1 protein-coding gene is annotated in these 1,549 nt (G+C 40.0%); it reads left to right on the forward strand.

The features are described 5' to 3' along the window. Positions 1-1,490, forward strand: a 1,490-nt coding sequence (locus CXF72_RS00370; RefSeq protein ID WP_232784831.1) for an IS4 family transposase, incomplete at its 5' end; no start/stop codon positions are given. Positions 1,491-1,549 lie beyond the last annotated feature (59 nt).

Here is a 1,549-nt window from a genome sequence, read left to right on the forward strand (position 1 = left end):
AGCCTGACTCTCATACACAAGTTTTTCTTGACTTGTTAATCTCCTGTGATCTAATTATTTCTTTTGATTGGGTTATGCGTATGTTTAATGAGAATCCTGAAGTTTGGGCAAAATTTATCTTTAGCAAGGCTAAATTAGGCGATCCTAGACGAACTAAAAGAGTTGTTCAGGTTGCCACTGATTTAGCTGCAAATGTTGGACACTCGGTTGCAATAGCAAGTGAAAACCCAGCGGAAATCGAAGGTGCTTATCGCTTTGCCCGTAACGATATGATCTCTCCAGAGGATATTGCGTTAGCGGGATTCTTAAAAACAGATGAACTGGTTGAACAAAGGTCTCTCGTACTATCAATACAGGATACCACCGGGCTTAGTTATAAACATTCTGTATGTAAGGAATTGGGGGCCGTCAATTCAGCCTCAGAGCAGAGCCGGAGCCCTGTGGGGAGAACTTTATATGTTCACTCTACATTGATGCTTGACGCGAACTCGGAGCAGGTATTGGGATTGGCATACCAAGATTACTTTTATAGAGAAAAAAAGATTCAAGGAAAATCTCATCAATTACAATGTCGCGCTAGAGAAGAGAAAGAAAGCTTTAAGTGGCAAAAAGCGCAAGAAACTTTATCAGCTCGAATAAACTCCACAAGCAACATTATTGATGTGTGTGATAGAGAAGCGGATATTTATGAATATCTAGATCATCAGATAAGTACTAATAATCGTTTCTTGGTAAGAGCGAGTGAAAACCGACTTCTGCATCAACCCGATGGTAAAGTCAGAGATATCATAAGCTCCCTCGATATTAAAGGTTATTACTCCATTGATATTAAACAAAAAGGGGGACGTAAGCAGCGTACCGCTAAAATAGGATTAAGTTACGAAACAATAGTGCTTAAAAAACCTCAGCGTGCCATTGGACAGAAAGCATTACCGTTGAATATGATTGTATGCCAAGAAGTTGATGCTTCAGATATTAAAGAAAAGCTCTGCTGGATTTTATATACAACAGAGGAAATTAATAACGTAGAGGATGCCCGAAAAATAGTCAGGTATTATGAGTTACGTTGGCGGATTGAAGAGTTTCACAAGGTATGGAAAACAGACGGGACAGATGTCGAAGCGCTACGAATGCAAAAGCGTGAAAACCTAAAACGCATAGCAGTAATAAAAGCTTTTATTGCGGTTAGGTTGCTACAATTACAAGATTTAGCACAAAACAATGATCAAGCTAAAGATATCGCATGTACTTGCAGTTTTAGTGAATTATCGTGGAAAGTCCTTTGGGCCAGAGTTGAGAAGAAGAAAAAGCAGCCGGAAAACCCACCATCGTTGTATTGGGCATATTATGCAATAGCGAGATTAGGCGGCTGGTATGACAGTAAAAGAACCGGCCGGGTTGGTGTTAAAGCCCTTTGGAACGGCTGGCTCAAGCTAACAAACTTGGTTGAAGCTGTAGAAATCGCAAAAGAATTAGAAATGGGAGGATAATCTCCCACCCTAAATAATTAATGGTTTGTCAAGAAATACTTGTGATCAAGAGACAGGCT

Origin of the sequence: Psychromonas sp. MB-3u-54, from assembly GCF_002836415.1 — a bacterium.
Lineage (GTDB): Bacteria > Pseudomonadota > Gammaproteobacteria > Enterobacterales > Psychromonadaceae > Psychromonas.